The following is a 26,305-nucleotide window of genomic DNA, read 5'->3' as shown; positions in this document are numbered from 1 at the left end:
CTACGAGAGATAGTGGACGTAGCAGATCAGATCGTAGGCTCTGGATTTAGTTCCATTGAATTACGCAACAAAGCCCTTTTAATGCTTGGCTCGTACTTGAGCTATCAAGGAGGTAATCGCCAAAAATGAGGCTGGTATCATCGGTTAATTCTTTAAATGATAAAGCCACTTTTTTTTGCGCCGCTTCAAAAGACAAAGATTCTTCGACAACGATATCCATCACCGCATTGGTCATTGGGCTAACCACTTTACTGCCAGCTTGGGAGGCGAGAATAAAGTCTTGTGTCACCATGCCTCGGTCAGTATCCAAGGTTTGTCCTGCAATGGCTTTCACAAAGAGTGTTTTATCAGAATGCACAGCCGACATTTCAAACTTGCCACCCGTCTTAGTTAAACCGAGCAGTTCATCATCGCTATCTAAGTTTTTATTTGCGTTAGTGTCGACATACACTTGAGCATTTTCAAGATAGCCATCTAAAGCCGTGAGCGTTGTATTTTGGACACTGTTATTCGAATCCGAATCTGAACCACAACCCGTAAGAACGAGCAGAGTTAATGGGGTTAATATACCGAGTCTCAACACGAAAAGTCCTTTTCATTAAAAAGTGAACAACAAGCCTAATCCATAACGCCACAATAGCAATGGCATAACTTGCATATAAATTACCAATACATTAAGCCGATCACATTGTTCGATTTCACCCTCTGATCGAGAACTTAGGGCCTCTCAGCTTCGTTGTCACGATACTTGCTGTAATAGGGGCAATCAACGCATTCAACATAGTGGATGGCATTGACGGCCTGCTCGGTGGCCTAGCGACGGTAACTTTGGGTGGTATCGCGATATTACTTAAGGTCGATAGCCAGTATGGCTTAGCCTATTTATGCTTAGTTTTTATTGCTGCGATTATTCCCTATATTTTAATGAATCTTGGCCTACTTGGGCGCGAGAGAAAAGTCTTTATGGGCGATGCTGGTAGTATGATGATTGGGTTTACCGTGATTTGGTTGCTATTGGGCGCAAGCCAAGATCCTACCGCGACACTGATCCGGCCGATCACCGCTTTATGGCTGATTGCAATTCCGTTAATGGACATGGCCGCCATTATGTTCAGACGCGTACGCCGAGGTGATTCACCATTTAAGCCCGACAGAGAACATTTGCACCACATATTTCAGCGCTTGGGTTGCACGCCACGTCAAACGTTGGCCGTCATATGCCTGATCGCCAGTACCTTTGCAGGTTTTGGCGTTTATGGTGAGCTCGCCAACATTCCAGAGTCCACCATGTTTGCCTTGTTTATGTTGTGCTTCATCGCTTACGCCATCAGTATGAGCTACGTGTGGCGTATCACAAGCTGGTTTCGACGCTGCCGTCAGTTACCAGAAAAAACATATTAAACCTTCCATATCGCGAGCTGATTAAAAATCAAAGCGTATTCTTGAAGCGCGGAACCAAAATGGCCAAGTTCACACCATGAACTTGGCCATTTCTTGTATTAAATAATAGATTAAATGCGTCCTTTCAATATTTCAATACAACGCTCACTTCGGGTTAATTCAAAGCGGTTAACATCTGATTTTTCCCTGAAACCCACGACCGGTTAGTGTGAAGTGCATAACATTCAAGCTCTTTGGTTGAACCCACCGCACAACGGAACTTACCACCGAAGCTTTCTGCGAGTTTAAGCCATTCTTCGGCATTCATATTGAGCCGTTCAAGAATCGTATTATGACAGAGAGGAATATAACCACGCTTGTTTGGCCGCACCACTTGGCCTAGCGCTTCCACTAAAGATAAATAATCCAACAAAGAAAACTCAATCCCCCCTATCTTCGCAAACACCGTAGGCTGCATTTGTCGTTCATTGCCTAAAAAACCAGCCAGCCCTTTAGCAGGTAGTGAAGGGATTTCGCCTTTGCCGTTATCTTGCTGGCAAGCCACCGAATGAATGCGCTCATAAATGGAAGTAAACTCAGACTCTTCAAGTGATTGCGCCATGCCAGCCCGAACCGGATTTAAGTCCACATACGCCATGCAGCTCAGCAGTGCTTTCTCATCTAACAAGGCTTGAGACTTAAAGCGACCTTCCCAGAACCGTCCTTTGCAGCCTTCTTCTTTATTGGCTTCACGGGCAACATATTCATTAAGGTTACGCATGAACCAAGAGATGTCTTGCAAACGCTCACGCCATTCATCAATAAGCTCAAGCGTTTTGATGATTTCAGCTTTAGATTTTAACTCACCACTCAGCCAACGACTCACCAGCAAAGGCGCTTTATATAACGCAGTCCAACGCTGAGCGATCTCTTCATCACTCCAAGATTCCGCCGACGCCGTATTAACATGCAACACCAAATGGTAGTGGTTCGACATAATGGCATAGGCACACACATCAATCGCAAACACTTGGCTTAGCAACCTCATACGTTCGACCAACCAAACACGGCGATGCTCAAAATTTTGCCCAGAATACTTATCCTCGCCACACAAAAACGCGCGACGCACACACCGAGAAATACAATGATAATACTCTGTATCTTGAAGCGAAACTTGAGTTGAACGTGCTTGAGTCATCTGTCAGCCTTCTGATTATATTGAAGAAATTAAATTAAGCTTTTTCCCAACAAATAGAGTGTATCGTAACTGAAATCTTGCTCGTTCGGCCATTCGACCGAACCAAATGCGACCGAAACCCGTTTGAAGTAACTCACATCTTTTAGTTCTTGAAAGATGCCTTTATCTAGATAAGGTGAAACATCAAAGAGTTTAGTATTACTATTGTCAAAGCTGACAATAAGCTTGTAATCATCCGTTGGTTGCACAGAAACTACACTAGGGTTCATCATTTCCTCCTATTTCAAAGGATCGATTTTAAACACCGATTCACCATTAATAGCTAACTCCCAATCAGCCATTAATTCATCTTTGTGGATTTCAACCCACGCGTCAACAAGCTTTTGCTTGTTCGAGGGAATCCTACCTTCAAGAACACGCCCACTCGGTATTTGAACAATCACAGAATCGCCCTGATAGTGAACATGGATATGAGGAGCACTGTGCTGCTGATTATCGAAGTAATACATACGAACGATAATTCCATAGAACATTGAGATAGTTGGCATTGCATACCCTTTTTATAAATAACGCCTGATAATTTAAGCGTAGTTAGTATTTAAGAATTAATCAAATACATGGGTGTCCTGTATTTTTATTCAGATTCCACCCTCAGATCGATAACGTCGCCCCTCAAACAAAAAAAGAGCCTCGCAATCACATTGCGAGGCTCTTTTTATCAATCGGTTTCACTAAGCACGGGAGGCATTGGCTGCTTGGTGTAATTGGCCGGTATTCCAAACCAAATCACCAATGCCATCTGTCGGCGAAAACCCTGTTGGTGCATCAAGAAGTAATTGTCGAATCGCCTCATGCTCTAGGTTGTGACAAGCAAAGTCTAAGGATTCAAGTAGCGTGTCATACTCATCAATTGGTAAGAACACCTCTTGTGCGGTCATGATACGCTCATGAGCAGTGCGCGCGACATTATCGCCAATCAACAACTCTTCATACAACTTCTCACCAGGGCGTAAACCTGAGAACTGAATCTCGATATCGCCGTGCTGATTCTCTTCGTTCCTAACGGACAGGCCAGAAAGCTTAATCAGGTTTTCTGCAAGGTCGGTAATTTTTACGGATTCGCCCATATCAAGCACAAACACATCACCACCTTTACCCATAGCACCCGCTTGAATCACTAGCTGCGCCGCTTCAGGAATCGTCATGAAGAAGCGAGTAATCTCTGGGTGAGTGACCGTTAACGGGCCACCCGCTTTAATTTGCTTCTTAAACAGCGGGATGACTGAACCAGAAGAACCCAGCACATTGCCAAAGCGAACCATACAGAAACGAGTACCGTTGTTTTTTTGGTTTTCTTGCTGCGCTAAGGCTTGTAAGCCCAATTCCGCCATACGCTTAGCTGTGCCCATCACGTTAGTAGGGCGTACCGCTTTGTCTGTCGAGATAAGCACAAAAGATTCAACGCCCGCTTCAATCGCGGCTTTAGCGGTATAGTAAGTGCCGTACACGTTGTTACGCACCCCTTCAACCACGTTGTACTCGACGAGAGGAACGTGTTTATAAGCCGCAGCATGATAAACCGTTTGTACACCAAAAGACTGCATTGAGGTTAGCAAGCGATGTAAGCGTTGCACTGAACCTAATAAAGGAACAATCTCGACATCGTAACCTTTGGTTTCTTTCACTAGGGAAAGCTCGCGATCAATTTGGTATAAGCCAAACTCAGAGACTTCAAATAGCACTAGTGTTTTAGGCTGTTGTTTCAGGATTTGACGACACAGCTCTGAACCAATCGAGCCGCCAGCACCAGTGACCATTACCACCTTGCCTTTGATATTGGCTTCCATTAGCGCTTGTTGAGGCGCCACCGCATCACGGCCTAACAAATCTTCAATCGGTACATCGGTCAGCTCATCGATTTTCGCCTTGCCCGATACAATATCCGCCATGTCTGGGACGGTTTGGATCTCAACAGGAAGCGGCGCTAATAAATCTAAAACTTGCTTACGGCGAGCGCGAGAAGCACTTGGGATCGCCAGTAATATTTTGGAAACATCATGCTTATCGATCAAGGCTTGAGTCTTGCCTAAACTAACTACCGGCAATCCTAAAATGACCGTATTCGTGAGGGTGTTATCGTCATCAATAAACGCACGGACTCGATAATCGTCGGAAGCTTTTAATGCAACAGCCAATTGTCGGCCACCAGAACCCGCACCATAAATCAGCACTTCTTGCGGTGAATCTTTCGCCGGTGATGTCTTAGCCACAAGGTTACGCACCACCAAACGAACGCCACCACACAGCAAAGCCAAATAAGCCGCATAGATGATAGGAAAGGTGCGAGGGATCGACACCTGTAAATAATAAGTGAACACCGCCAAGGCCATCGCTGACAACATCGCTCCCGCTGTTACCACAAACAATGCTTGGAAGGTCAAATAGCGGAGAATGGCTCGATAGAGGCCCACTTTAGTAAAAATAAACACCGTTGATATGACGGTTAAGCCACTCAGTAATAAATTGTCGCCATGATTTAAAAACTGCACATCACCAAGCCTTGTCCACAGCGCAATATGCAGAGCAAAAAGAATGAGTACAGTATCAATAGCCACACTGATCACCCGCTTACGTACGCGAGAAAGTTGCCATATGAAGTTGAGACGTTGCATAGAATGATTCTTATTGTTAATAGTTATTTATAAAGCCATTGAATAACCTGAATTTAGGTCATAATTTAAAATCTGTATCATACCGAGATGCAAAGCATGAATAACAATTACCCATAGGAATGATGATGATAGACTGCGTTCATTTTCTTTAAGCCTGAGTTCAGTCGTTCACCACAATATGGGCAGCATTGTATTTCGATTTGAGTTTGCCAGACAATATCGCCAATACATTCCAGTTTATGATTGGACTCAAGCGCTTCTTCATCCGCCTCATGACTGACACACAACAGCCATTCCACGCTCTCACGTTCACCCAACTCATCAGAACAAAAAATACTGACACCATTTTTAGGCAAATATTCACAGTGATGGATCTTAAACAACATAAGCCTCTTGATTAATGAGCCGAGCAAGGAAATGGGATAAGCACTTCCAAGCTCACACCGTCAGAAATCGAAATGTACTCTCGACAGTGTGCTTAGGCATGGCAATTTTGCGGCATTCTAGCGACACAATAACGAGGCAAAACTTGCACGCAGCGCCAACCCTGCTTGCTCAAAATCGATTGAAACAAGGTTGAGCTTTGGGAAAATGATGAGGGGATCCCGCATTGCTAAGCTTTTGCTATGATGGCTCGACAATGAAGTTTGCTGTCACCCTCACTCCATAATTCATCAATAAAACGCTCAAAGGTATCGACGGTTATAGGCGTTTTTGATGCATTGAGTTGGTCATACAAAAACACGTTTCTATCTCGCCGCTGAATAGCCAGCCCTAACTGCTCTTGCCACATGAACATGCCACCGTAGCTATGGTACACATCAGGCACAAAGACGTTATAGTGTTCAACCAAATAGCCATTAAAAACCTGGTCAACAAAATCTTGAGTCGCTTTTTTATAAGCTGGCTTCATACGGTTGCGCCACACGAGCGCCTGACTTACGCCGCTAATACCGAGATCGCTATCGTACACATTAACGACATAGCAGTAATATAAGACCACTCTCTCAACATCATTAATAAGGGCTAAACAAAACCCTTTTGCACCGTCATTGTAACGAACGAGCTTACACCCAACGGGTATAAAGAGGTGTTCGCTTTCAACCGCGACGCCTTGAATGACCGCTCTTTCATATTCACTTTTATTTCGAGCCCCAACCGCTAGAAAAGCAAAATCTTGCTTAATTTCCTTTGGATCGGTAAAAACTTGTGGCATAGCAACCTCGAAAAATGAAGCTGGCATTATAGATTAGCAAAACAACCGTCTATTGTTAAGCAGGCTAGCTTACAGCGGCATGCTCAACCCAAACTATAAAGACGAATAAAAGGATCTCTGATTTTGAGACGAAGGATCACGATCTCCGTATCTAAAAATTTGATTTTAATGAAATTAATAGAAAAAACGTCTCACCCAACTTCCCAAACCAAGAGTCAACCCTTTTAAATCAGAAAGATAGGTGCAGAGGACATTGCATCCCCAATAGTGCCCAGAACCGGACCTATTGGCATGCTTACGCGGAGTCTCAAAAAGAAGATCTTAAACGATCGCCCGTCTCAGGGCTGAGACAGGCAACACAGTAAGATCATGATTAGCAAAGTAAAAACAAGGCAGAAGAAGATCAGCCCCAATAGGCTGCACTATTCGACTTGCGCTTCAAGTAAAACAGCACGAAGCACTTCCGCCGTTTTCTCAATCTCGCTCTGCGTTAAGGTTGGGTGTACTAAAAACATTAAGCTGGTTTCACCTAGCTCAACCGCATTCTTTAACGGTGTTTCTGGCCTGTAACTTGTGCCATCAAATGCTTTTTCTAGATAAACCTCAGAACAACTGCCTTGATAAACAGGCACACCTTGTTCAACAATCGCATCAACAATTTTATCGCGAGTCCAACCTGATTTTAGATGCTCAGGGCGAATAAATATATAATGCTTATATTCCGCATGTTCAATGTATTCAGGAATATCGACACTGCGAATAATTGGCAGATCAGAAATAGCTGCTTCAATCACAGCAGCATTCGCTTGACGCTTTTGCGTCCAATCAGCCATGCGTTGAATTTGGATACGGCCAATAACCGCTTGCATTTCTGTCATACGCCAGTTGGTACCAAAGCTTTCATGAAGCCAACGGAAGCCCGGTGGGTGCTCGCGGTTGTAAATAGCATCATAGCTTTTCCCATGATCTTTATAAGACCACATAAACGACCATAGTTCTTTGTCGTTGGTGGTTACCATGCCGCCTTCGCCACCTGTGGTCATGATCTTGTCTTGGCAGAAAGACCAAGCACCAATATGACCAATCGTACCGACACTGCGACCTTTGTATTTCGCACCGTGCGCCTGAGCACAATCTTCAATAACCTTGAAGCCGTGCTGTTCAGAAAGCGCCATAATCGCATCCATCTCGGCTGGCATGCCTGCAAGGTGAACAACAATCACGACTTTAGTTTTTGGCGTAAGTACCGCTTGTATCGATTCAGCAGTGATGTTTTGGCTGTTCAGATCGACATCCGCAAAAACAGGCGTCGCTCCAGCCGTTACAATAGAGGAAGCCGATGCTAAGAAAGTACGAGATGTGGTGATCACTTCATCGCCTTGGCCAACTCCGAATGCTTTCAGTGCAACATCTAACGCTAGCGTGCCGTTACCCAGAGCTACTGCATATTCACAGCCAACCCAAGCCGCAAACTCTTTTTCGAATTCACGACCTTCTTGACCCGTCCAATAATTAACTTTATTTGAAAGTACAACCTTACTTACAGCGTCCGCTTCTTCTTGAGTAAACGAAGGCCATGGAGAAAATGATGTATTAAGCACGATGTCACCTAATCAGTTTTAATTTTTATGATTTGATAAGCTCATGAGCTGGAGAGCCCACGACGGTTTTAAAATTTGGAACATTATTGATAACTGTTGAACCTGCGCCAACAACGGCATCACATCCAATAACAACAAGTTGTTTCACTTGGCTTCCGATTCCTATCCAAGTGTTTTTGCCAACTTCAACGCCGCCAGCTAAATTAACACTTGGGCTAATGTGGACACCCTCAGCGAGCTTGCAATCATGGTCAACAGTAGAGCCAGTATTAATAATACAGCTCACGCCAATATGACAAAAAGGGTTAACGACCGCATTTGCCATAACAACCGAACCGATGCCAATATTAGCGTACTTACTTATTACTGCTTTGGGGTGAGCAAGTACACCAAAGTTCGCTCCCGCAGAAGTCAATTCACGCTGTTTGGAACAGCGAGTCGCATTGTGACCAATCGCGACAACCGTCAGGTCATACTCTTTTACGTTAGAAAGAAGCGTACTTGTATCACCAGACACAGACCAATGTTCAACGGCTTTTAAGCTTGGCCAACGGTCGTCAAAAAATACAATATTCTGATAGCCGTTAAGTTCGGCTATCTCGGCGATTACTTTTCCATGCCCACTGGCACCTAAAATGGCGCAGCTTTTCATGATTGGTTATGTCCTTGATGCGGTGAACCCGTAAAAGGTTCTATGGTGACATGCCCATCTGCTGAGATGCCCTCTTTAATGAAGACTTTTTTAACCGTTAGAAACAGAATTTTAATATCTAGCCAAAGGGTACGGTTATCGACATACCAAACGTCTAACTCGAACTTCTGTTCCCAGCTGATCGCATTGCGCCCGTTAATTTGCGCCCATCCCGTTACCCCAGGGCGAACGTCATGGCGGCGAGCTTGCTCTTTGTTATAAAGCGAAAGATATTGCACCAATAAAGGACGAGGGCCGACTAAACTCATATCACCCTTCAAAACGTTCCAAAGGCCCGGTAACTCATCTAGGCTGCTTGAACGCAATTTGTCACCAAACGGTGTCATACGCTCATCGTCTGGTAGCGGATTGCCATTAGCATCAACCGCATCTTTCATGCTGCGAAACTTCACCATTTCAAATGGCTTTCCATTCAATCCAGGGCGTGTTTGCCGAAATAAAACGGGAGAGCCAAGATTTTTACGAATCTTCCAAGCGACTAGAGCAATAATGGGGGATAACAGAATAAGCGCGATAAGAGACGCGAGAAAATCAAACAGTCTTTTCATTAGTAAGGCCCATAATTTTTAGGATTTCAGCATTCACTTTATGAACATCGAACTTCTCATTTGCCATAATATGACTTTTCTCGCCCATCACTGACCATTGCTCTTGGTTTTCAATAAACCAAACCATACGCTCTGCGAGTTGATCTACATTCGCCTTCTCAACTAGCCAACCGTTCTCACCATTAACAACAGTTTCACGACAGCCAGGAACATCCGTGGTTAGAATTGGTCGCCCCATAGCCATTGCTTCTAATACTGTACGAGGCATTCCTTCATGATAAGACGGCAACACAAATATTGAGCAATCTTGAATATATGGTCTAACATCACTCGTAGCGCCATGATAGTTGAGAACACCTTTATCATTCAGCTTGCTAATTTCACAAATATCAATCCCATCAGGCGAAGGGTCTTCAGGACCAACTAAATCAAAGGTTGCATTAGGATACTTTGCTTTTACCAACTCTGCTGCTTTGGCATACTCTCGAATACCTTTATCACCTAAAAGACGAGCTATAAGTAAAAACCGGGGGTCTTGAGGCAATGGTTCATTTGCGAAATGACTTAAATCAACACCTGAACCATTGACGAGATGACATTTTCCTGAAGGAACAATCCCTTGTTCAATAAACACCTGCATGTTGTCAGGGTTTTGAAAAATAACCCCCTCTGAACTTTTAAGGGCAATCTTATATAGATTCCTAACAACCCATATTAATACTGACTTGAACGTTCCACCAGGTTGAAATGCATATCCCAACCCTGTAACTAATGCATAGAATGAAGTCTTGGTAGAAAACCTAGATGCTAGCCCCCCCCAAATAACTGGCTTGATCGTATACGCTAAGACAATCTCTGGCTTTAACTTTCTAAACTCTCTGGCTAACCGAAAAAAAGTGGACATGTCTTTAAATGGGTTAAGACCATTTCGAAGAACCGGGTAATCTACATACTTACAACCTAAATTCTCTATAGAAGAAACTTCTTGTAAACTTGCACCGGAGGCCATCGCAGTAACTACTTTAGTTCTTTCAACTAACTTGACTAAAAGGCAACCTCGAAAATTAAATAAAGAAGAAGGAAGAGCACCTAGGACAATAATTTTCATCTAACAATACCTTCGTATATATTTTTCCAAGTTCTACAATACTTATCCATTGAGAAGTTTGAAGAGACGAAAGCAAGATTTTCTGCTTGTATTCTTTCCCTCTCAACCTTATTCATGTTGACGATAGATATTATCTTATCCGATAAAGCAACACTATCATCAACATCAATTAAACTATCATGAGAGAATATAACTTGAGATGCACCACTTGTATTTGTAGATATCACTGATAAATTTGCAGCAATAGCTTCAGCAATAACCAGACCAAACCCTTCCCACTTAGAGGTCGAAACAAAAAGATCTGCCGCAGAATAATAATCTTTAACATTTTCTTTAAGGCCAACAAACCGAAATACGTTAGATAATCCATTAATCGAAACTTTATTTTCTAACTCGCTTCTCATAGGACCTTCACCGATAATAATCCAAACAAAATCAAAATTTGAATTTTTATTCAAGTGATTTGCTGATTTTATTGCCATATCAAAGTTTTTAGCTTCTCTTAGGCTCCCAACAGAAATTATGAGCTGTGTATTCAGAGTAATACCTAATTCGCTTCTTATTTTTGCCCTTTTTTCCGAATCAAATTTATATCTAGGTAAATCTATACCATTTGGCACGGCAAGCATGAAATTATCTTTGACTGCTTTTTTATTAACAAACTCAGAAACTGCCCCCTCAGAGACATTAGTAAAAACATCGACTAAATTATTGCTTAGTCGATAAGAAAGCATGCGAAATTTCCCGCCTTCATTTCCACTATGCGCGGTGTTGACAACTCTCAATTTTGGTAACAAAATCTTCAAGATTCGAGTAACTATATTTGCATGAAACATATGACCATGAACAATATCAGGCTTATATTCAGCAATTATCTTGACTAACCTATAAATTGCTTTGATTGGATTTAAAATATCGATCTTTTTAACTATTACCTCTGGTTCAGGGGTTAATACTGCACTTCCATATAAATACACCACTTTAACGTCATCCCCATTTGAGTGGAAATTGTTTGATAGGTCACATACTATTTTCTCGGCCCCTCCAACCCCCAAGCCTGTTATAATATATAATATTTTCATTTTTTCCTCATTGAAATTATTTCGCCGACCAAAGAATTCCAAGAGTATTGTTGTCTAAACATTTCTAATTCACCCAAGAGCGTAGGGACAACAACAGAAGATGAAATAGCTAGGGATAACGACTTAGAATCAGTTCCTTGAGTATAAGCCACTAAAGAATCATAACCATTATAAATAGCCTTTGTACTAGTTTTTATACTTTCACTAGGTTCAAATGCAATAACTTTTAAACCACTAGAAGTTGATTCTAATAGGACTTGACCAAATGCTTCATAACGTGAAGTCATTAAAAATGCATCAGACACTTTGTAAAAAATTTCAGGCTCAGACGTTGACCCAAACATTAAAACTCTGTTATCCAACCCAAATTCTGATATCAGTTTTCGATAATTATCTTCCATTGGCCCACTACCCACTAAGAGAAGCTTATATCGATCATCTAAATATCTCATTGATTCAATAGCAACTTCAAAGTTCTTAATTTCAGAGAACCTTCCAAGACAAAGCAGAAAAACATCACTTTCTTTAAGTCCCAGTGAATTTCTTAGTGTATTCTTTTCCTCAATCGAAGGTTTAAAAAACCTGGTCTTATCAACTCCAAACTTTAACTCTTTTGGTTTATTCTTTGTAAATTTCAGCTTACTTACTTGGTTAGCCATATTAGAGCTAAATACAGCAACTTTTGAGGAGTTTATAGCTACAATCTGTAACATTGAAGAAAAAATGTAATTTACTTTACCACTAACACTCAATTCAAAAAATTTATCTAGCCCTTGAAAAAAAATAACCGACGGTACGAGATAACAATGATCAACTCGAAGAATCGATAAACAAAAACTAGTTACATACCCTCGAGATACAATAATGTCATAATCATATTTTAAAAGAGTAGAATTAATTAAACTACAACAGTTTTTTATTTGACGAAAATACCCAACCCCATTAACATTATACCTATATACCCTGTAATGTTCATTAATTTCACGATCTTCCAGTTTGGTATCATCTACAAAATTTCTATTTGAACACAGTATATCGACTTCAATACCCAATTCTCCCATCGCTCTTGACAACTCAGCGATAGAATTCTCCACCCCACCAATATTGGGTTTATATAATGAATTTAATATAAGGGCTCTAATGGGTTTTTTCATATTTAGTACTCTCACTTAATGTATAGATTGAAATAAGTATCGCTATAAAATACCCAGAGTAATATGATGGTATAAATTGGAGACCTAAAAATACAGTCATAAAAGAAAGCTTAAAGTAAAAGTCAGCCTTAGAAATCCTTAAAAAAAGAAATATAATCCATGAGAGAAAGAAAGCTAAACCAAACAACCCACCAAAAACCATAATATATAATATTATATTATGTGGCACTGCACCGTAAAGAGCTCTGTACTCTTCTACATTATATGCGTACCCAAAATAAGGGAAGTCTAAAAATATAAGAAATGCATTATAATAACCATCAAACCTACCAGAACCATTGAATGTCAGTTCTCGATCACTATAATGACTCCACAACGAAGAAATGGTTGCAACCAAAACAAAAGAAGAGGCTACGACTGCTAAGTCTGTTTTTTTCACCTTAGAACGGAGCAAATTGTAATTAAAACCAATAAAACTTATGAGAAACATTGCAACCACAAGAGAAAATAACCCCGTTCTAGCCGTTGTTGTTATACTTCCCACAATTATAATCAATGAAAGTATATATTTACCTCTAATATTCTCCCTAAAAAACAAAGGAATAGACGAAGATAAAAATAGGGAAAGGAAACTATAATCAAGCCAAAGAAAGCCAAATCCAGTACGATTTAAATAAGTATCAATTTTTCCAAATTCTATACCGAACTTGATATATAAGAATGATTGAAAAATTACACCCAGAGCACAAAACACTGCTGAAAACAAATAAAGTTTTATATACCGTGAAACTAATTCATTAGTTACAATTAAATCTTTTATTAAATAAGGCCAATACATAAACATAAAAAACACAAAAGCCGCTAAAAATTCGTTGTAATTATTTGAGTAGGCAGAGAGGAAAAACACAATTAAAACGTTAATTAAAAACAAAGTTAAATCTACATTTTTCTTAATAGAAATACCTTTAAAATATATAGATATAAGTATTAATATGGAACCAAAAATAACAACCCTAAACCCAAACAACGAGTAGTATGAAAAAGGGATGAGCAAAAAAATCACTCCGAGGATTGATTTAACATCAGCTTTTATTAAGTTTAACATAATTAAATACATCCCTCATTTTTTTGTATTCAACAACAATTAGACCTACACCCAAAAACAACAACATATAACTTGGGATATATTTATGAAACAACACTACAAAATATAGAATCAGTAACTTACAAAAAATTGACCTTTTTTTCTCACCCCCCCAAAAGTAATGACTACCTAATGCTCTAAGAAATAACATTACTGAAAATGAGATCAAAGTGGAAATAGCAACACCATAAAGCTGAAAGTCTTTAACTAAATATATAGACAAAACCAAATTAACTATTAATGAAATAATTGTGATGAACATTACATAAGAAGTTTTCTTACTTACATTCATTCCTATTAACATTAATTCTGAAATGGTATATATAACAGACGAAAGAAAAATAACCGAGATAATGTTTCTAATATCTGAGTATTCCTCTGGGAAAACCCCAACAATAACATCAGAAAATGATACAAACACGATGCAAATAAAAATAGAAATCGACATAATAATATCAAGCCAATCAGATGCTTTCTTTATTGCTATAATAGGGCTTTTTTTATTTAATTTATAAATATAGGGGGGCCAAATAACAGACAAAATACTCTGAAAAATAATAAAAACCGCACCTAATGTTTGTGCAACAGAATAAAACCCAACAGACTCCATTCCTAAATAATAGGATATTATAAATTTATCTGACGACGCCATTGCCCAATACGAAACTGATGACACGACTAGCGGAATGCCATAATTCAATAAACTAGGTAACAGACTTACATCTGGCGTTGATAATTTAAACTTTTCTTTTGATAATAATAATAGATATATAAAAAGAGAAATGTGTGTTGACAGGAACGCATAGAATATAGAGGATCTTTCCAAAACACCAGATTTAAAATAAATCAAAATAAACACAAGAGTTAGAGCTTTATTTAAAATCAGGTATCCAGAGTATACTTCTGCTCTTTCTTGCATTCTGAACCTCAATGATAAAAAGCGATTCGCCATTGCAATAATTGATATTACTAGTAAATACTTAACCTCAACTAATGTGAAAACTGATACGTTTAGAGTATTGACAAAAAAAAGAAACGTAATAAAAATAATAGATATAAATGCTGATGGAATTAAACATGAAGAAAACAATACTAACTTATTTTTTGTTTCATGAAACTCTCTAATATAAGAAGAATCCATACCTAAACACATTACGATTATTGAAAAACTGATTACTGACATGGAAAGAGAGTATACTCCTATACTCTCAGCACTAAATAACCACGATAAGACTGGGGTAGTAATAAAACCAACTAAAGCAGCTACCAGTGGACCGAATGAAAATATAGCAGCTTTCTTTATATTCATTTTTCTAATTCAATTATTTTTGCAGGCACACCGACGGCAGTAGCCCCATCAGGAACATCCGTGAGTACAACGGAGTTAGCTCCAACTTTAGCATTATCACCAATCCTAATTGGACCTAGAATGACAGCACCAGCACCTACTATTACATTCTTACCAATTATAGGCGGTCCGTTTAAACTAGACTCTTTACTATTACCACCTAAAGTTACATTTTGGTAAATACTACTTCCATCACCGATAACAGATCTGGGATGAATAACGACACCAATACCATTGTGATAGAAATTAACATCATCACCTATATCTACCGTATACTTTATATCACATGAAAAGATAACCCTTGACATTTTATAAATTAGATTTGCAACATTCTGATGATTTTTTAAATAAAGTCTTCTTGCTAATCGATGAAACCTTAGAACTAAATGCATTATTTTCAACCATTTTTCTTCAAATACCACTTGATGGCATTGTTAATTCCGTAATAAAAACTAACCGGATCACTATATCCTAGGAGTTCTTTTGCCTTTGATACATCTGCTTGCGAATGTCTGACATCTCCCGATCTAAACTCCCTATAAACTGGTTCGCTGTCTGCATTTACATTTTGACTGGTTAAAGCATCTTTTATTGAGTTAAATAGTTCATTCAAAGTGGTTCTATCACCCACAGCTACGTTATAGACCTCATCTTTTACGTCTTCTTCTGCTGTCGCTGCTAATAAGTTCATTTGTACAACGTTATCGATGTAACAAAAGTCTCGGCTCGTCTCGCCATCACCATTAATGTAAACGTCTTCGCCATTGATCATGGCAGCGGTCCATTTTGGAATTACCGCAGCATAGGCACCATTTGGATCTTGTCTACGGCCAAACACGTTAAAGTAACGTAGGCCAATGGTCTTGAACCCATAAGTGCGGGCGTATACGCCAGCATAAAGTTCGTTCACGTACTTAGTTACTGCGTAAGGGGACAGTGGGTTGCCGATGTTTTCTTCTACTTTTGGTAACGCTGGATGGTCACCGTATGTCGAGCTGCTCGCGGCATAAGTGAAGCTTTTCACTTCCGCCTGTCTTGCTGCATCAAGCATGTTCAGAAAACCAGTAATGTTTGCCGCGTTGGTTGTTAGTGGATCCGCGATAGAACGAGGTACAGAACCGAGGGCTGCTTGGTGCAACACATAGTCAACGCCTTGAACGGCTTGCTGGCAGGCTTTGGGTTCACGGATGTCCCCTTCCATAAAATTAAAGCGAGACCATTGTTCTTCTGATACTAGGCTTTTAACTTCATCTAAATTGTGTTGGTGACCAGTTGCGAAATTGTCTAAGCCCACTACAGTTTGGTTGAGTTTTAGTAACTTCTCTAATAGGTTTGAGCCGATGAAGCCAGCGACACCAGTTACTAACCACGTTTTTGGTGATTCCAGTAACTCTTGTTGGATTTGTTCGTATTTGGTCATTATGTTTTCCGTGTGGGGGAATAAACGTTAATAGTTAAGCTTGGGTGCTGTAGCCAGTAGGTTATGAATCGCTCGCTTCTCGCAGTTCAGAATGACGAGATTTAGGGCTTACAGTGCAGAGGTGCTCTTCATTCTTCATGATAAAGCTCAGGAGCCCTTAATCAGACTCCTGAACCTTAGCTTTATTTGAGACTAGAGGCGCATATCTACGCTTTCTTTGTCTAGAACGTACTTCAAGTCATACAGAACGTGAGCTGGCTTGCCAAGTGCGCGGATCTTCTCTACGCCCATCTCTTTGAACTCGTTGTGAGACACTGCCATGATGATTGCATCGTAATCACCTTGTTGTGGTTCTACAGATAGAGTCAACCCATACTCATGTTGAGCTTCAACGTTTGAACACCATGGGTCCACAATATCTACGTTGATGTTGTACTCTTTAAGTTCAGCAACAATATCAACCACTTTAGTATTACGTAAGTCAGGGCAGTTCTCTTTAAAGGTAAGGCCCATCACGAGTACGTTTGCACCCTCAACGTGGATGCGTTTCTTCATCATAGTCTTCACAAGCTGAGACACAACATATTGGCCCATACCGTCGTTGAGTCGGCGACCCGCTAAGATCATCTCCGGATGGTAACCGACTGTTTGAGCTTTGTGCGTTAGGTAGTAAGGATCCACACCAATACAGTGACCACCAACCAAACCCGGGCGGAATGGAAGGAAGTTCCACTTGGTGCCAGCAGCTTCAAGTACTTCGAGAGTATCAATACCCAACTTATTGAAGATGATTGAAAGCTCATTGATAAGCGCAATATTGACATCACGTTGCGTGTTTTCAATCACTTTTGCCGCTTCTGCCACTTTGATAGAAGATGCTTTGTGTGTGCCTGCTGTGATGATGCTCTTGTACAGCTGGTCAACGTATTCTGCCACTTCTGGAGTAGAGCCACTGGTTACTTTTAAGATATTCGTAACGCGGTGTTCTTTATCACCAGGGTTAATACGTTCTGGTGAGTAGCCGGCGAAGAAATCTTGATTGAACTTAAGGCCAGAAACACGCTCTACAACAGGAATACAGTCTTCTTCAGTTGCACCAGGGTATACTGTTGATTCATAAATAATCACATCACCTTCCGATACAACACTGCCTAGTGCTTCTGACGCTTTTACCAGTGGTGTCAGATCTGGCTGCTTGTGATCATCAATTGGTGTCGGTACCGTCACAATGTAAACATTACACTCTTTTAAATCTTGAAGAGTCGCTGTGTAAGATAGATGAATTGCTTCTGCAAGCTCGCTATCACTGCACTCCAACGTGCTATCGCGCCCTTCTGTTAACTCATCAATGCGCGCTTGGTTGATGTCAAAACCGATTGTTGGTGACTTTTTGCCGAACTCTACCGCTAAAGGTAAGCCTACGTACCCTAAACCAATGATCGCAATTTTTGCGTTTTCTAATGACAAATTCATAATTGGTAAACCTAGTTTTAAATGATAATTTGCTAATTAATATCTTAGCTAGCTTCCAACAACCTCAGCGAAGTCCTATAAGGTGAAAGCGATTAATAAAGAAAATATAAACTAAAGGGCTCAAAAGCACTAGAGAGCAGTGTATTGGAAGTAAATAATTGTCCAATCAGCGGCTCGGCTATTCTGAGCTAACTACCTCTTATCAAGCTGTTAATCACGCTTTATCACTTGAATAAGCGTAGTTGTAGTAGCCATAACCATAAGAGCTTGATGCTTTTTTCTCGATGGCGTTAAAGATAACACCTTTCACTTCGATACCTGACTGTTCGAAGCGGTTGCGGGCAACATCGATCTCTTTAATGGTGTTTTGACCGTAACGCGCCACCATTAGTGTGGTGCCAGCGAAAGCACCGACGATGCTTGGGTCGGTTACCGCTAATACGGGCGGAGTATCAACAATAACCAAGTCATACTCTTCTGATGCCCACTCCATTAGCTCTGCAAAGCGAGGGTGCATCAGCAGTTCAGATGGGTTGGGTGGCACTTGGCCGCGAGTAAGAATGTCTAGGTTTTCTACTGGTGTGGCTTTTACTGATTGCGAAAACTCTTGTTTGTTGCTCAATACATCAGAAAGGCCATTATCCCATTTAACACCAAAGCTTTGCTGTAGGTAACCTTTACGCATGTCGGCATCAATCAACAGTACCTTCTGGTCTGTTTTGGCCGCCACTGCCGCAAAGTTGGTCGAGATGAAAGATTTACCAATACCTGGCGCAGGGCCAGAGATCATTAACACGTTGTTTTTGGCTTCAAGCATTGCAAAATGCAAGCTGGTGCGAAGGCCACGCAGCGCTTCAACGGAAAGGTCTGCCGGGTTCGATTCAGCAAGCAGTGCTTGAACGCCTTTTGTTTGTATTTTCTTCGATTTAAAACGGTTAGTTAGCTCAATTTGTAAATCAGATTTTGGTACCGCTGCATAAACAGGCAGGCCGATTTGTTCAATTTGGTCTGGGCTTTCAACGCCACGGTGGAATGCCGCTTTCACTAATACAAATGCGACACTTAACATGCCACCCAGTAGCGTTGCTAATACAACAATCAACGGCTTCTTAGGTTTTACAGCGCGAGCATACGCTTGTGCATCATCTAAGATACGAACGTTACCGACCGTACCGGCCTTGATAATGCTCAGCTCTTGGACCTTGTTTAAAAGCTGGATGTAGATTTGTTGGTTTACTTCAACATCACGTGTCATACGAAGTACTTCACGTTGTGTTTTCGGTAGCTTTTGTACTTGCTTATTTAAACGCTCTTTCTCGCTTAATAACGTCTTACGTTTGTCAAGCAGTGCTTTATATGCCGGGTGATCTTTAGTGAAGCGCTGGCTGATTTCACTCTCTTTAAATGTTAGTTCATTCAATTGCGCTTCAAGCTCTACCATTACCTTCAAGGTGGATTGTGCTTCTAAGCCCAAATCGATCGATTCGTTCTTTTGGCGGTAATTGTTTAGTACGTCTTCGTAGCCAGTTAGCTCAGATTTAATGCCAGGAAGGTGGCTCTCTAGGAACTGTAGGCTCTTTTCTGCTTCTGCTGAGTTGCGCTTCACGTTCTGTAAGAAGTAGATCTGGCTAATGTGGTTCAGTATTTCAGAAATCTGCTGTTTGTTTTCGCCTTCAAAGCTCAGCTTCAAAATCCCGGTCTGCTTACCTTGCTCAGACAGAGACAAAGAAGCTTTCAACCATTCGATCGCTTCTAGTCGGCTACGTTGACCTATTGAGAATTCAAAACCGTTATGTGATTCGAAACCCGCCACAAACAAGCTGTAGTCATCAGAAGTTGCTAGCTCACCCACTTTGCCTTTTAAGATAACGCGCTCATCGTCACGAACCAATTGGTAAGTGCCTTGCTCGGCATCAACAACCTGAATCGTGTGGACATATTCGCTCGCATAGCTTGGCAAGGTAAAACGGCTCACAACAATATGGTTGATGTCGCCGGTTAAGCGCGCGAACCCTTTGCCTACGATGGGCGCATAATTTGGAGAGGTTACGGTGGTTAAATTGAATTTATCAACTGTTTCACCCAAGATCATACGCGACTTGATGATTTCCACTTCTGTCGTCGCAGAAGATTCCTGAGAGAATAATTCACCCATGTCACCAACCATAGAAGAAATGCCACCAGAGCTCTTCTCTTCAATTTGGATCAGTGCATCGGCTTTGTATATCGGCGTTGAAAGCAAGGCAAACGCAATACCAAACACAGCAAAAGCAAATGTGGTGAGCATGATTAGCCATTTAGCATCTAATAAGATGCCAAGTAGTTTTCCTAAATCTATCTCATCAGGGTTATCTTTGTGTGATTGCTGAGATGGTTGTGTTGTCATCAGATTGCTACTTCCTAAACTAGTATTTTGAAGAGAAGTTAAATACGGCTTATACGCTTCTCTTCTATTTGATTCTATTAATAGCTATGCATCATAGCTTAACCGGACGTCTCTAAAGCTTAACTAGATAGTTTATCTAAATGTTAATTACAGCTTTTTCGCCCAAGCTTGGGCTGCTTCGTCAATCAACTGATAAGCATGTTCAAATGCTTCTCGACTTTGACGATATGGATCGGGAATATCTTTTTGGCCAATCCACTGACCAAACAACATGGTTTTACCACGCGCTTCTGGTGAGATTTGAGTGAGCGCTTCTAAATGGCCCTTCTCCATCACCAATATCAAATCATACTGGGCACAAAGCTGTGGTGTAATTTGCTGCGACTGATGATTTTCAACATCGACACCATTTTCAGCGGCGATTAAAATCGCCGTGTCGTCTGCGGGCTTACCAATTAGACGGCTTTTTTCAGCAGCGATACCAGCAGAAGCTACCTCTTTGTTCGGTAGCAGTTTTTGAAGAACGCGCTCTCCAGTCGGGGAACGACAAATGTTACCCACACAGACCACTAAAATTTTATTAAACATAATTGTCTCTAATTGTATTGGGCCTACAAACATAAAAAATCAGGTTACACGCAACATGCAACCTGATTATCAATCTGAGCTAATTACCAATTACGAACGCGCAGCATGCCTTCGGTTAGCTCGTTGAAGCCTGAAATGGTTGGTACAAGCTGACCAATGACACGGTTCCATCGGCTGATTGGCGCGGCGGTAACATAAACAATGTCGTAAGGTTTTAAATCAAACTCGGTGCCAATGACTAAAGCTGAGGCATCTTCCATATTGAGTTGGTAAACATCGGCCATACGCTCTGATTTGTCATCTGAAGTACGAATAACAAACACACCGGTCGCATCTGCTGTAAGTTGGTTGATGCCACCTGCGTTGCTGAGTGCTTCCGTCAGGCTCATCCCTACTCTATCGATCTTCAACAATTGTGGGTCATTCACTTCACCCATCACGAACACTTTTTGATTATCGTTACGCGGCACGTGAACAATATCACCCGCTTGAAGTAAGCGGTTTTGAGTTAAGTCACCACGCTGCATTAAGCCGTAAAGTGAGAGGTTTTCTTCTACGCCATTACGCGTTAATGAAACATTACGCCAATCAGCATCTTCAGACAAACCGCCTGAGCGATTCACAGCATCCAGTAACGTTAATGGGATATTGGTGATGGCTTGCTGGCCCGGTTTAGACACTTCGCCAGTAATATAAGTTTTCTTAGAGCGGAAAGCGGCGACGTTAACATCAACCTGAGGGCTTTCGATGTACTTAGCTAAGCGAGTGGCAATATCAGCACGCACTTCACGAACGGTTTTTCCCGCCACTTCTACTGTACCAATGTACGGGTAGAAAATCGTACCATCAGCATGAACCCAGTTACCTGCTTCGGTACTACTACGGTAAGAGCCCGCCGGAATCGTCAGTTCAGGGTGATCCCAAATAGTGATGTTTAGGATATCACCGACACCCACTTGGTATTCATAGTTTGCAATATCGACATCTAATGTCGGATTAGCTTGGGAAACCGACAAAGATTCATTTCGGTAACTCGATACTGATTGTGCTGTCAGTGGGTAAAGGTTTACCACATCAGAGATATCAGATTCTTGCTGTTCCTCTGAAGGTTGAATCACATTCTTGTTGCCAGTAGAAAGGTGAGTTCCTGGAGTTGTACACCCTGCAAGCAATGCAGGAAGGAGCGCTAAAAGGAGGCTATTTTTATTAATCTTCATGTTAACCAAGTCATAGGAACAGAATGTGTTTTTACATCTGATGGGATAAAGGCTACTGATTTTATCAGTTGCTGAGTATTAGAAAGAGATACGCAGAAAAAAACATGAGATAGATCACACTTTATTAATGAGTAGATACGCTACCGCCCATTGATATTCCGCGACATCACACTGCGTAATTATGTACACCACCATTGTAAAATTAAATGCATACAACTTATGAATGACGATGATTTTATAAAAAATGAACACATAATAATGCAGATGCATACATTAGTTTAATCCGTATGCATTATCCACAAATTGTGTATGTTATCAACCTAGTTGAATTGTTTTAAGTTTAAGAGTCTAAGAGCAGGTGCGGGATGCGGGTAAACGAGATGCGAAGAGCCCAAGAGCAGATACGGGATACGAGTGAACGAGATGCGAAGAGCTAAAGAGCAGATGAGAGTAGCGAGATACGAGTAAACGAAGAGCTAAGAGCAGGTAAAGCCGTTACGGGATGCTTTTAGCTCCTCCCCTTTATCACAGCTGTTGCTTGGCAGAAAATACCAACATAATGGGAGGCAGGGAAGGGTTGGTAACACATAGATTAACATCCCCCTCTAACTCCCCCCTTTGATGAATATCACCGCTCACAAACGAACGGCGTTCAAGGGGGAGAACCAAAAGCTAGGCTCTCGCAGACTTAATTACTCCCACCTGCTTTAAAGCTCTTCAAGACTCGATTACCCACATCTCGATACTACTCTTCTCTCGCTCTTCGATACCCGTTTACTCGCATCTCGATACTGCTCTTCCCCGCTTTTCGCATCCCGCTTACTCGCATCTCGATACTGCTCTTTCCGCTCTACTTAACGCTACTTGGTCTTTGGAACCAAGGTGAGCGAGCATCGGTTTGATCGAACAAGTTGTACTGCTTATTCAGCACTTGGCCACCGTCCCGTGTGATCGGTAACCAAGTAAAGCCAGCACGGCTTGAGCTTGGTTTCACGGTGACTAGATCAAACGGAATCGACACGTAGAAGCCTTTGGTATAGCTGCCTTCGCCGTATTCTTCAGTTGTCATGTCGGTTAGGCTGACAAACGCACCGGCAATCACGCCGCTCTTGAACTGCTTAGAGAAGTCGACACGAGTACCGATATCACCCGCAAGGAATTTACCGATGCCCACTTTAAGTAAGGTATCGCTCAAGAAGTCCCATTGTGGTGTGTAGTAACCGGTAATAAAGCCAGTGGTGCCTTTGTCGATTACTTTGTACGTTCGGCTGCTATCATCTGGGTTGACTTGGATCTCTTGATCAAACGTACTAAACCAGCTTTCAGGGTCACGTTGACTGATCGCGGTCATATCTGCGCCAATCGCCCAGTTTTGGTTGAATGGACGATAAAGGATTTCGCCACCCACACCCGCGAACATGCTCTCTAGGTAACCGCCGTAGGCTTGGGTGTAGACACCGCTGCCGTAGTCTTCAAACCACGTCAGTTGTAAACGGTCTAAACGAACCGGATCGTCAACGTAAGAGCGGAACAAGGTTCTTACTCTTGGCGTTTGGTCCGTGCCGTCTGATGGAATTTCGTAATTAAACTTGTCGTAGTTATCGACTAAATTAACATAAAGAGAACCCGACAGTTCGACATTGTTTAACGCCCAAAACGAAGCATTGGTGTATAAACCCAAACTGTATAAATAGAAGTTTTCAGCCGAACCGAACGATTGAGCTAGGTTTGGGGAAATCGACACATCGAATCGCTCACGCCCATCATGATAAATAACGGATTTCTTATGCTCTAGTTCGTGAGTATCGGTTGCATCACTGGTTTGAGCATTGAGATAACTATTGTTAGCTGCCGCTTTGAATACTTGGGCATCTACCGTTGTCTCGGTGAGTTCCATCGATTTATCATTCTCGATGATTTTATAGGTATCGATATAACTCGGCACCGCGTTGGCAATCACGGTCGCACCGCGCTCAAGGGCGATGTCTCTGTCTCGGTATTTAACCTGAGTGCCCTTTACCACAATACTGTTATCGTCGACCAAGATTTGCGCTTGTTCATAGCCAGCGATCGTTTCAAGCTCTTCCGCGAGGGCTGCCATATCAATATCGTCAACCGTCTCGACACCGCTTGGGCGCAATTCTGCTGTTTCAGTATCTCGCCACACAGAATACATTTCATTAAAGTTGGTAGAGAGATCAAAGCCAAGGGTTAAGGTATCGCCTCGCTCATAGCTGACTTTCGCAGAACCCCAATCAGTGAAACGGTACACAGCACCCACGTTCCATGGCGTGTGTTGTGTCATGTCAACACCTGTACGCGCAGGAAAATCTTGAGAATAATCATTGCCATCGTATTCAAGCTTCAAGGTTAGCGGCTTATAAGGAGTTTGATATTCAAAGCCGCCATAAATCGCCGCATCGCCTTTAAACCAGCGTTCAAAATCGACACTGCCACCATTACCTTTATAATCAGACGGGCGTTCGCAATACTTGTCACTGGCTTTACACAGTGGATTAGTGAAGTTTCCACTGGTGCCCATGTACCCCCAGGCCATGCCCAAGGTAAAATCAACAGGACCAAAGCGTTTAGTTGCCGCAACAAATTCTCCATCAAATAAGCCTGTACCACCGAAATCACGCACACCTACCGACATTTCCGGCAAGTAGTACCCTTCATCGATCAAACGCAGTTTAAAGTCTATGCCTTTATCGGCAAGCTTGTTACAACCACTGAATGAGTTTTGAGAACAATCTTGATCTCCACCTCCGCTATAAAGCACGTCTTGTACTTGTGTATAACGAATGGTGGTTTCAAGCCAAGGCATGAGCTGTAGGCTGACGTTATAAAAATGGTATTCATTGTTAAACGAAGCACTAAAGTTGAACTCACCTTCTGGTGCCATTCGGCCTGTTGGCATTTGCATTAGACCAACACCGCCAAAGTTCATTTGCGACGTTCTGTATTCTGTGTCGTCGAATGATGATTTTTCTGCTCTGATCGAAGAGGAATCAATGGTTGTTTCGGCAAAAACCGACACACTACTGGTCATTAACAAGGCGCAGGTAACCGATGTGCACACTGCCGATAGAGGGAATGATTTCTGTTTCAGCATTACAGGCCAACCTTATGACGTAGCAAATAAACGATATCTTGGTTCAACGTTGAGTATTCCGATGGCAAAGAGTAAAACGCCATAAATACGATGGCACCTGGTGCCAGGTAAACCGGTTGTTCGTTCCAGTAAGCGTATTGAATGGTTTGCACCACACCGTCTGGCTGAACAACATACGCCACGCTTTTATCCGTTGATTCACCAACAAAGCCGTTCGGCAAGGCATCGAGATAGTCATTCAACGTTCCATGCTCAATCAGATTCATTGTTACCGACTCTTTCATTACCCCCATCAACTGAATGGACGTTGGTCGTTGTGGTAAGTACAGAGAAAAGGCTTGAGCTTGGCTGTCTGACGACTTGTTAGTATTAGAACTTGAAACAAGTAACGGGTTCTTATCTAATTGCGAGATAACCGCATTGCGGTCTAATTCAATAAAAACTCGATTGAGATATTGGAAAGAAGCTAATTGTTGCTTTACCAGCTTTGCTTCTGGTTCTTCTACCGCGAAAGCGTCAAGCTGGTTAAATACATTGCGCTTTTTGGCTTCGATAGCTTTATTAGATTTGTTAGATTCAGTATTGGTTTTATCAAACAGTTGAGCTGAAAGGGGGAAATAACCAATACTGCCGCTAGCATTTTCGTTAGAGCTAGCGTTCGCGTCGTCTAACACCTGAAGCAGTCGAACGTTAGCTTTATACTCAAGCGTCACACCTTGAAGAGGAAGCTCGATTGTTGTTTTAACCGAAGGCGTAACAACGTTAGACGCCGCAGAAGCGTAGCTAAAAGTACACATAGATAACAGCGTGCTCAACGTCAACAGAGCTCTCATCGTTAACGTAGGTCTCACCGTTAATAAAGTTCTCACCAATGGCAACCGACGTCCCGTCATTTTTGATGCGTGACTAATATAATTCATCATTTTAGTTCATTACCCTGTTC

Annotated in this window: 23 protein-coding genes and 2 pseudogenes; 2 read left to right on the top strand and 23 right to left on the bottom strand. The window is 41.7% G+C overall.

The genetic code is table 11. The annotated features are described in order from the left end of the window. Positions 1-46: 46 nt before the first annotated feature. Entirely contained in the window at positions 47-583 is a 537-nt protein-coding gene (locus tag ACMAZD_RS01325; RefSeq protein ID WP_435248286.1) for a hypothetical protein, read from the bottom strand. 131 nt (positions 584-714) lie between these two features. Here ACMAZD_RS01325 and wecA point away from each other — a divergent pair. After that, positions 715-1,401: pseudogene (gene wecA / locus ACMAZD_RS01320) on the top strand (UDP-N-acetylglucosamine--undecaprenyl-phosphate N-acetylglucosaminephosphotransferase); the annotation flags it as partial. A 154-nt stretch (positions 1,402-1,555) separates the two neighbouring features. Here the strand turns inward: wecA and ACMAZD_RS01315 are convergent. The 5 genes from ACMAZD_RS01315 to ACMAZD_RS01295 all read right to left on the bottom strand — a co-directional run bounded on the left by ACMAZD_RS01315 (position 1,556) and on the right by ACMAZD_RS01295 (position 5,636). Then, positions 1,556-2,578, bottom strand: a complete 1,023-nt coding sequence (locus ACMAZD_RS01315) for a transposase (RefSeq protein ID WP_435248285.1) — start codon at positions 2,576-2,578, stop codon at positions 1,556-1,558. 29 nt (positions 2,579-2,607) lie between these two features. Beyond that, positions 2,608-2,847, bottom strand: a complete 240-nt coding sequence (locus ACMAZD_RS01310; RefSeq protein WP_435248284.1) for a DUF2442 domain-containing protein — start codon at positions 2,845-2,847, stop codon at positions 2,608-2,610. Positions 2,848-2,856: 9 nt separating this feature from the next. Continuing rightward, the gene (locus tag ACMAZD_RS01305) at positions 2,857-3,126 is read right to left on the bottom strand and encodes a DUF4160 domain-containing protein (RefSeq protein ID WP_161754636.1); all 270 of its coding nucleotides are present in this window, start codon (positions 3,124-3,126) and stop codon (positions 2,857-2,859) included. A gap of 183 nt (positions 3,127-3,309) precedes the next feature. Beyond that, on the bottom strand, positions 3,310-5,250 hold the full coding sequence (locus tag ACMAZD_RS01300; protein WP_435248283.1) for a polysaccharide biosynthesis protein: 1,941 nt from the start codon (positions 5,248-5,250) through the stop codon (positions 3,310-3,312). A 107-nt stretch (positions 5,251-5,357) separates the two neighbouring features. Continuing rightward, the gene (locus tag ACMAZD_RS01295) at positions 5,358-5,636 is read right to left on the bottom strand and encodes a hypothetical protein (protein WP_435248282.1); all 279 of its coding nucleotides are present in this window, start codon (positions 5,634-5,636) and stop codon (positions 5,358-5,360) included. A 32-nt stretch (positions 5,637-5,668) separates the two neighbouring features. Here ACMAZD_RS01295 and ACMAZD_RS01290 point away from each other — a divergent pair. Beyond that, positions 5,669-5,830, top strand: a pseudogene (locus ACMAZD_RS01290) (IS4 family transposase); the annotation flags it as partial. 33 nt (positions 5,831-5,863) lie between these two features. Here ACMAZD_RS01290 and ACMAZD_RS01285 read toward each other — a convergent pair. From ACMAZD_RS01285 to ACMAZD_RS01205, 17 genes are all read right to left on the bottom strand, one after another. Continuing rightward, positions 5,864-6,466: a hypothetical protein gene (locus tag ACMAZD_RS01285; protein WP_435248281.1), complete on the bottom strand. Its 603-nt coding sequence runs from the start codon at positions 6,464-6,466 to the stop codon at positions 5,864-5,866. A 422-nt stretch (positions 6,467-6,888) separates the two neighbouring features. Then, on the bottom strand, positions 6,889-8,067 hold the full coding sequence (locus tag ACMAZD_RS01280) for a DegT/DnrJ/EryC1/StrS family aminotransferase (protein WP_435248280.1): 1,179 nt from the start codon (positions 8,065-8,067) through the stop codon (positions 6,889-6,891). A gap of 25 nt (positions 8,068-8,092) precedes the next feature. Continuing rightward, a complete protein-coding gene (locus ACMAZD_RS01275; RefSeq protein ID WP_435248279.1) occupies positions 8,093-8,719 on the bottom strand; it encodes an acetyltransferase in 627 nt (208 codons plus the stop codon). Further along, positions 8,716-9,327, bottom strand: a complete 612-nt coding sequence (locus ACMAZD_RS01270; protein ID WP_435248278.1) for a sugar transferase — start codon at positions 9,325-9,327, stop codon at positions 8,716-8,718. Before ACMAZD_RS01270 ends, ACMAZD_RS01275 begins: the two co-directional genes overlap by 4 nt. Next, on the bottom strand, positions 9,311-10,435 hold the full coding sequence (locus ACMAZD_RS01265; protein ID WP_435248277.1) for a glycosyltransferase family 4 protein: 1,125 nt from the start codon (positions 10,433-10,435) through the stop codon (positions 9,311-9,313). Before ACMAZD_RS01265 ends, ACMAZD_RS01270 begins: the two co-directional genes overlap by 17 nt. After that, on the bottom strand, positions 10,432-11,517 hold the full coding sequence (locus tag ACMAZD_RS01260) for a glycosyltransferase (RefSeq protein ID WP_435248276.1): 1,086 nt from the start codon (positions 11,515-11,517) through the stop codon (positions 10,432-10,434). Before ACMAZD_RS01260 ends, ACMAZD_RS01265 begins: the two co-directional genes overlap by 4 nt. Beyond that, complete coding sequence (locus ACMAZD_RS01255; protein ID WP_435248275.1) at positions 11,514-12,671, bottom strand: glycosyltransferase family 4 protein; 1,158 nt, start codon at positions 12,669-12,671, stop codon at positions 11,514-11,516. The genes ACMAZD_RS01260 and ACMAZD_RS01255 overlap by 4 nt, the downstream gene beginning before the upstream one ends. Next, positions 12,655-13,776: an O-antigen ligase family protein gene (locus ACMAZD_RS01250; protein WP_435248274.1), complete on the bottom strand. Its 1,122-nt coding sequence runs from the start codon at positions 13,774-13,776 to the stop codon at positions 12,655-12,657. The genes ACMAZD_RS01255 and ACMAZD_RS01250 overlap by 17 nt, the downstream gene beginning before the upstream one ends. Next, positions 13,754-15,124 (bottom strand): oligosaccharide flippase family protein, encoded by a 1,371-nt coding sequence (locus tag ACMAZD_RS01245; protein WP_435248273.1) that lies wholly within the window; start codon positions 15,122-15,124, stop codon positions 13,754-13,756. Before ACMAZD_RS01245 ends, ACMAZD_RS01250 begins: the two co-directional genes overlap by 23 nt. Beyond that, positions 15,121-15,555 carry a serine O-acetyltransferase gene (locus ACMAZD_RS01240; RefSeq protein WP_435248272.1) on the bottom strand — a complete coding sequence of 145 codons (435 nt, stop codon included), beginning with the start codon at positions 15,553-15,555 and terminating at the stop codon, positions 15,121-15,123. The genes ACMAZD_RS01245 and ACMAZD_RS01240 overlap by 4 nt, the downstream gene beginning before the upstream one ends. Before the next feature lie 5 nt (positions 15,556-15,560). Further along, the gene (locus ACMAZD_RS01235) at positions 15,561-16,583 is read right to left on the bottom strand and encodes an NAD-dependent epimerase/dehydratase family protein (protein WP_435248271.1); all 1,023 of its coding nucleotides are present in this window, start codon (positions 16,581-16,583) and stop codon (positions 15,561-15,563) included. Positions 16,584-16,775: 192 nt separating this feature from the next. Further along, entirely contained in the window at positions 16,776-18,056 is a 1,281-nt protein-coding gene (gene tviB, locus ACMAZD_RS01230; RefSeq protein ID WP_435248270.1) for a Vi polysaccharide biosynthesis UDP-N-acetylglucosamine C-6 dehydrogenase TviB, read from the bottom strand. Between the two features lie 214 nt (positions 18,057-18,270). After that, on the bottom strand, positions 18,271-20,442 hold the full coding sequence (locus ACMAZD_RS01225; protein ID WP_435248269.1) for a polysaccharide biosynthesis tyrosine autokinase: 2,172 nt from the start codon (positions 20,440-20,442) through the stop codon (positions 18,271-18,273). 147 nt (positions 20,443-20,589) lie between these two features. Beyond that, the gene (locus tag ACMAZD_RS01220) at positions 20,590-21,030 is read right to left on the bottom strand and encodes a low molecular weight protein-tyrosine-phosphatase (RefSeq protein ID WP_435248268.1); all 441 of its coding nucleotides are present in this window, start codon (positions 21,028-21,030) and stop codon (positions 20,590-20,592) included. A gap of 83 nt (positions 21,031-21,113) precedes the next feature. Next, a complete protein-coding gene (locus tag ACMAZD_RS01215; RefSeq protein WP_435248267.1) occupies positions 21,114-22,247 on the bottom strand; it encodes a polysaccharide export protein in 1,134 nt (377 codons plus the stop codon). Between the two features lie 850 nt (positions 22,248-23,097). Then, a complete protein-coding gene (locus ACMAZD_RS01210; protein ID WP_435248266.1) occupies positions 23,098-25,362 on the bottom strand; it encodes a YjbH domain-containing protein in 2,265 nt (754 codons plus the stop codon). Further along, on the bottom strand, positions 25,362-26,285 hold the full coding sequence (locus ACMAZD_RS01205) for a capsule biosynthesis GfcC family protein (protein WP_435248265.1): 924 nt from the start codon (positions 26,283-26,285) through the stop codon (positions 25,362-25,364). The genes ACMAZD_RS01210 and ACMAZD_RS01205 overlap by 1 nt, the downstream gene beginning before the upstream one ends. Positions 26,286-26,305 lie beyond the last annotated feature (20 nt).

Source organism: Vibrio sp. nBUS_14 (genome assembly GCF_051201655.1).
In the GTDB taxonomy this organism is placed as follows: domain Bacteria; phylum Pseudomonadota; class Gammaproteobacteria; order Enterobacterales; family Vibrionaceae; genus Vibrio.
This window is presented reverse-complemented; position numbering and strand designations above follow the sequence as displayed.

What these genes read in the sequence shown, in the direction of transcription:
- ACMAZD_RS01315 (WP_435248285.1), bottom strand. Translation starts at nt 2,578, where the DNA reads ATGACTCAAGCACGTTCAACTCAAGTTTCGCTTCAAGATACAGAGTAT.
- ACMAZD_RS01310 (WP_435248284.1), bottom strand. Translation starts at nt 2,847, where the DNA reads ATGAACCCTAGTGTAGTTTCTGTGCAACCAACGGATGATTACAAGCTT.
- ACMAZD_RS01305 (WP_161754636.1), bottom strand. Translation starts at nt 3,126, where the DNA reads ATGCCAACTATCTCAATGTTCTATGGAATTATCGTTCGTATGTATTAC.
- ACMAZD_RS01300 (WP_435248283.1), bottom strand. Translation starts at nt 5,250, where the DNA reads ATGCAACGTCTCAACTTCATATGGCAACTTTCTCGCGTACGTAAGCGG.
- ACMAZD_RS01295 (WP_435248282.1), bottom strand. Translation starts at nt 5,636, where the DNA reads ATGTTGTTTAAGATCCATCACTGTGAATATTTGCCTAAAAATGGTGTC.
- ACMAZD_RS01285 (WP_435248281.1), bottom strand. Translation starts at nt 6,466, where the DNA reads ATGCCACAAGTTTTTACCGATCCAAAGGAAATTAAGCAAGATTTTGCT.
- ACMAZD_RS01275 (WP_435248279.1), bottom strand. Translation starts at nt 8,719, where the DNA reads ATGAAAAGCTGCGCCATTTTAGGTGCCAGTGGGCATGGAAAAGTAATC.
- ACMAZD_RS01270 (WP_435248278.1), bottom strand. Translation starts at nt 9,327, where the DNA reads ATGAAAAGACTGTTTGATTTTCTCGCGTCTCTTATCGCGCTTATTCTG.
- ACMAZD_RS01265 (WP_435248277.1), bottom strand. Translation starts at nt 10,435, where the DNA reads ATGAAAATTATTGTCCTAGGTGCTCTTCCTTCTTCTTTATTTAATTTT.
- ACMAZD_RS01260 (WP_435248276.1), bottom strand. Translation starts at nt 11,517, where the DNA reads ATGAAAATATTATATATTATAACAGGCTTGGGGGTTGGAGGGGCCGAG.
- ACMAZD_RS01255 (WP_435248275.1), bottom strand. Translation starts at nt 12,671, where the DNA reads ATGAAAAAACCCATTAGAGCCCTTATATTAAATTCATTATATAAACCC.
- ACMAZD_RS01250 (WP_435248274.1), bottom strand. Translation starts at nt 13,776, where the DNA reads ATGTTAAACTTAATAAAAGCTGATGTTAAATCAATCCTCGGAGTGATT.
- ACMAZD_RS01245 (WP_435248273.1), bottom strand. Translation starts at nt 15,124, where the DNA reads ATGAATATAAAGAAAGCTGCTATATTTTCATTCGGTCCACTGGTAGCT.
- ACMAZD_RS01240 (WP_435248272.1), bottom strand. Translation starts at nt 15,555, where the DNA reads ATGCATTTAGTTCTAAGGTTTCATCGATTAGCAAGAAGACTTTATTTA.
- ACMAZD_RS01235 (WP_435248271.1), bottom strand. Translation starts at nt 16,583, where the DNA reads ATGACCAAATACGAACAAATCCAACAAGAGTTACTGGAATCACCAAAA.
- tviB (WP_435248270.1), bottom strand. Translation starts at nt 18,056, where the DNA reads ATGAATTTGTCATTAGAAAACGCAAAAATTGCGATCATTGGTTTAGGG.
- ACMAZD_RS01225 (WP_435248269.1), bottom strand. Translation starts at nt 20,442, where the DNA reads ATGACAACACAACCATCTCAGCAATCACACAAAGATAACCCTGATGAG.
- ACMAZD_RS01220 (WP_435248268.1), bottom strand. Translation starts at nt 21,030, where the DNA reads ATGTTTAATAAAATTTTAGTGGTCTGTGTGGGTAACATTTGTCGTTCC.
- ACMAZD_RS01215 (WP_435248267.1), bottom strand. Translation starts at nt 22,247, where the DNA reads ATGAAGATTAATAAAAATAGCCTCCTTTTAGCGCTCCTTCCTGCATTG.
- ACMAZD_RS01210 (WP_435248266.1), bottom strand. Translation starts at nt 25,362, where the DNA reads ATGCTGAAACAGAAATCATTCCCTCTATCGGCAGTGTGCACATCGGTT.
- ACMAZD_RS01205 (WP_435248265.1), bottom strand. Translation starts at nt 26,285, where the DNA reads ATGATGAATTATATTAGTCACGCATCAAAAATGACGGGACGTCGGTTG.